The sequence below is a fragment of the Methylobacterium sp. Leaf91 genome (genome assembly GCF_001422815.1).
Taxonomy (GTDB): Bacteria; Pseudomonadota; Alphaproteobacteria; order Rhizobiales; family Beijerinckiaceae; genus Methylobacterium.
The window spans coordinates 1-3,780 of record NZ_LMMP01000041.1 but is presented as its reverse complement, the minus strand read 5'-3'; the positions used below and the strand labels follow the sequence as shown (position 1 = coordinate 3,780).

3 protein-coding genes are annotated in these 3,780 nt (G+C 57.7%); 2 read left to right on the top strand and 1 reads right to left on the bottom strand.

The window, feature by feature from the left end; translation table 11 throughout:
* The first annotated feature begins 211 nt into the window (after positions 1-211).
* On the top strand, positions 212-556 hold the full coding sequence (locus tag ASF32_RS18480) for a hypothetical protein (RefSeq protein WP_056431719.1): 345 nt from the start codon (positions 212-214) through the stop codon (positions 554-556).
* Positions 557-817: 261 nt separating this feature from the next.
* On the opposite strand, the gene ASF32_RS18475 is transcribed toward ASF32_RS18480, so the two are convergent.
* Positions 818-1,291: a response regulator gene (locus tag ASF32_RS18475; protein WP_056431717.1), complete on the bottom strand. Its 474-nt coding sequence runs from the start codon at positions 1,289-1,291 to the stop codon at positions 818-820.
* Positions 1,292-1,631: 340 nt separating this feature from the next.
* On the opposite strand from ASF32_RS18475, the gene ASF32_RS18470 reads away from it, so the two are divergent.
* On the top strand, positions 1,632-3,614 hold the full coding sequence (locus ASF32_RS18470; RefSeq protein WP_056431714.1) for a M10 family metallopeptidase C-terminal domain-containing protein: 1,983 nt from the start codon (positions 1,632-1,634) through the stop codon (positions 3,612-3,614).
* Positions 3,615-3,780: the final 166 nt, after the last annotated feature.

The following is a 3,780-nucleotide window of genomic DNA, read 5'->3' as shown; positions in this document are numbered from 1 at the left end:
GCGTGAAAGAGATGCCACTGCGCATCCCGCCAGACTCGCAGGATGGGCCACAAACCAAAACCCTACGCGGACTCAACCGTCAGGGCTCAACCACTAGGAAGCCCATACATGCCACGGTCCGCCAGACATGAAAAGACCTCGCCCAGCCGAAGCTGAACGAGGCCAAGTTGTGGCCGCGAGAGCGGCTGAGACGGGCGGCAGCGGAGGTGGGTTGAACCTCGTCGCGACCCTCGGCGCTGTCGTGACCTCGCTAAACCGCTTCCGCACGCTGGAAGCCGCTCAGATCGAACTGGCGAAGACCACCGAGAAGACGAAGGAGGAAACACAGCCAGCCGTCGACCGCTTCCTAATCGAGGGACCGAAGTACGGCACCACTGGCAAGGCCCTGGTCGGGGCCGCCGCCGCTTATGCATCTGCTGGCGTTCCCTACGACACGTCCATCGCTTCGGCCGAGTTGACGGCCAAACGGAGCGTTGGTCTTGCTACGGCGCCGATGCACGAACGTCTCATAGGCACGCTCCAGCGCGAGGACCCGTTCGCTCGGCGTGGAGCATGACGCCTCCAGCGCATCGATCGCAGCCTCAACTTTCTCGACCAACGTGGAGTCGGTGATCTCGGAGGCGGTGTCGATCGCGCGAACGCAGATGCTGACTGGTGTCATCCGCACAGTATCGCATGTTTTCACCTGGTCCCGTAATGGAGGGCCGTTCGCATAAGTTCCCTGTTATTGAGCCGTATGGCTCCGCGCCCGCTACGCCACTCGCCTGACCAATCCGAGTAGGCCATCCGCGTGCTGCCGTAGGCCGTGCAGCAGAGCCTACCTAGCAGCGGTTGCTCCCACGAGTTGCCTAGTACTGGGTCGCAGCATGCCTTTGGCAGTCAGATACGGCCTCGGTCGATTAATCACCTCGTCAAGTCGGGACCATAGTGTCTTGGGCGAGAAGGGCTTGGCGATAACCTCGTTGACGCCGAGGCGGACAGCGCGCTCAACGGTATGCTTTTGTGGCTGAGACATCATCAGGACGAGCGGCACGCTAGGAGCTGGAGAAGTCTCAACATTTCGGACAAGGCGAATGACCTCCTCGCCCGAGAGAATGGCCAGATCCCAGTCCAGGATCACCAAATCCGGGCGAACCTCGGCAATACAGCCAAGCGTTTCTGCCCCGTCGACAGCCTCCTGTATCCGCCGGAGGCCGGCCCGCTGTAGCATGTCGCGAACGATACGGCGAACGTAGAGGCTCTCATCAGCGATGACTGCTGAGAGGTCGGGAAAGGTTGGTGCGCCGATCATGTGAGGGGATCTCGTCGACGTACGTGCCCGTCGCTACAGCAAGCTGTATCGCTACCAGCTAAACCTTTCCTTCCTGTCCTATGTGGGGCCGAGCGCCCGAACCGTTTTCGCACCAACTTCACCTCGTAGCTGCCAATTGTCCGATCTAAGACAGTGAAGCATTTGATATTGACACAGTGAATATTTTTGTTATCATTTGATAGTAAATTGTTATTTATCATCTATAGAAATCCGGTTATTGCAATATACCAAACCTATTTCATATGGTTAATGTTGAACATAAATAAAATATATTGTAATTGACTATTCACAATTCAAATATGTAACTTGAGAACCTCATATGCGTGTTGAAACCGCCGTTCGCTCGAACAAGCTGATCGATACTTTCGGGGTCGCAACCCACATCAACTTCACCGATGGCGTCTATGCACCGATCGCCGAGGTGCTGGAAGCTCTCGATTATCTTGGTATCGATCACGTGCGCGACCGGGCGCCGAACCCAAGCTACGCGCGGGTGGGACAACTCCATCTGGCGCAAGCGGCCGATGCCGGGGTGAAGTTCGTCTTCCACGCCCTCGCCAAGGAGGATCCGGCGACCGTCGTCAAGAATCTGCACAGTTTCCTGGCCGCCAACCCAGGCGCTATCACGGCGATCGAAGGGCCGAACGAAGTCAACAATTACCCCGTCATCTACAAAGGCCTGACCGGGACAGCCGCAGCGCAATCTTACCAGAAGGCTCTCTACGCGGCAGTCAATGCCGATCCATTGCTGAAGGATATTCCGGTTCTGGGGTTCACGGATTACCCCGTGCATACCTCCGCATCGGACTGGAACAACACGCATCCCTACCCGAAAAAGGGGGACCAGCCTCGCGCTACCATCGCCATGAATAAGAATGCCCAGGACGCGGTCGACCCGGGCAAACCCTTCGCGATCACCGAGATGGGCTACCACAATGCCCTAAACGCGGACACGAAAGGTGGCTGGGAGGGCGTCGACCTTAAGACGCAGGCCAAGCTCGTTCTGAACGCCTACATGGACGCCGCCGATCTGGGGTCCCGTGCGACGTACTTGTACCAGCTCCTGAATTCACCGACGACCGGAAGCGGCGCAGATCAGGAAAACCAGTTCGGCCTCTTCACGGCCACCTATGCGCCGAAGCCCGCCGCGACGGCCATACACAATCTGACGGCGATCCTGCACGACAGCACACCGAACGCCGAGAATTTTCAAACCAGTAGTCTGAATTACACGGTGACGGGCCTTCCGGTCACCAACGGACACAGCTACCTCACCCAAAAAGCCGATGGCTCTTTCCAGATCGTGGTGTGGGCCGAGCCCGATATATGGGACGAGGTCGCCGATAAGGCGATCTCCGCGCAGGAAACCCGGGCGACGGTCGATTTCAAGCAGGTCTTTGCAACCGTGCAGGTGTTCGATCCGCTTTTGGGTACCAAAGCGATCCAGACGTTGCACAACATCTCGTCAGTGTCCCTTAAGGTAACCGACCATCCGCTCATCGTACAGTTGGTTGAGCTGGTCAGTCCCAGTGACGGTGTGCGCACCGTGAAAACCGTATCGAACACCTATACCCTCACCAGCTATGAGAACCATTTGACCTACATGGGATCGGACAACTTCAGCGGGAAGGGAAACACAGAAGGCAACGTGTTGAGGGGCGGAAACGGCGACGACTTGCTTAATGGCAAGGGTGGCACAGACACGCTCTACGGTGGTGCCGGCAACGATCTCTACGTGATCGACAATCTCGGCGATAAGGTTGTCGAACTCAGCGATGGAGGAAGGGACACTGTCGCTGCGAGTGTAAGTTATACACTCGCCAACAACATCGAGAACCTCACGCTGACCGGGACGGCCTCCATCTCAGGAACTGGTCAGAGCTTGGCCAACAATATCGTTGGTAACGCGGCGGCCAACCACCTAAGCGGGGAAGGCGGCAACGATATCTTGATTGGGGGCCCAGGCCGCGATGTGCTCACGGGTGGCGACGGAGTTGACACCTTCACCTTCAAAACCCTGGCCGACAGCACAGTGGGTAGCGCGACGCGTGATCAGATCAGCGATTTCACCGTAGGCCTTGATCACCTCGACTTCTCAGCCCTGCAGGGTTTGTCCACTGATCAGGAATTCGCGTTCATCGGTGGGGGGACCTTCACCAAACATGCGGGCGAGGTGCGCGCCCTGCAATCGAGTGGTTCAACCCTCATAGAGGCCGATGTAGATGGCAACGGCCGGGCGGATTTCCAGATCATGCTTAAGGACCTGCTCGATGCCCTGCATACCTCAGACTTCGTGCTGTAGGTTCTGGCTCCTGCGCCCTACCGCTGACGATCTCCTTGGCGGCAGCAAACAGAGTGCTGCTAGAGTTGTGCCCGCTCAGCTTGGATCATAGGCATCGTATCCAGCGGCGGTGAGATAGTTGCGGCACTCGTTCGGCCGGAAGGCAGAGAAAGCCTCTCGAATGGCG

Excerpts from the sequence above, each read along its gene's own strand:
- ASF32_RS18470 (WP_056431714.1), top strand. The coding sequence starts at position 1,632 with ATGCGTGTTGAAACCGCCGTTCGCTCGAACAAGCTGATCGATACTTTC.
- ASF32_RS18475 (WP_056431717.1), bottom strand. The coding sequence starts at position 1,291 with ATGATCGGCGCACCAACCTTTCCCGACCTCTCAGCAGTCATCGCTGAT.